General features: G+C 38.2%; 1 protein-coding gene. It reads left to right on the top strand.

What is annotated here, in order from left to right; translation table 11 throughout:
• Nucleotides 1-146: 146 nt before the first annotated feature.
• Nucleotides 147-301, top strand: a 155-nt coding sequence (locus tag GJU39_RS24400; protein WP_154281226.1) for a transposase, incomplete at its 3' end; no start/stop codon positions are given.

Genomic DNA, 301 nt, shown 5'->3' with positions numbered 1-301 from the left:
AAAGACCTTATCATATACGATCGTGGCTATCCTTCCTACGATTTTATGAGCGAGCACATTGTCAAAAAAACAGAGTTTGGAGTTGCTACATTTGACTGGAGGAATTTAGTTGTCAGATTTAACTAGAAACTTTTAAATTTGATTATATGAGCAAACGAGTATTTGATGATTCCTTCAAAAAAATGGCTATAGATTTATCTAATAGCCGAGGATCGGTGAAAGAGGTTGCAGATGAGCTTGGAATAAACGATAGCCTTCTGAGTAAATGGAGACAGCGTGAGTCGGAGCCCAAACAGAGTCC

It is taken from the genome of Pedobacter petrophilus, from assembly GCF_009674725.1.
Classification (GTDB): Bacteria; Bacteroidota; Bacteroidia; order Sphingobacteriales; family Sphingobacteriaceae; genus Pedobacter; species Pedobacter petrophilus.
Note: the sequence above shows the minus strand (reverse complement) of the source record. Positions and strands in the feature narration are given on the sequence as shown.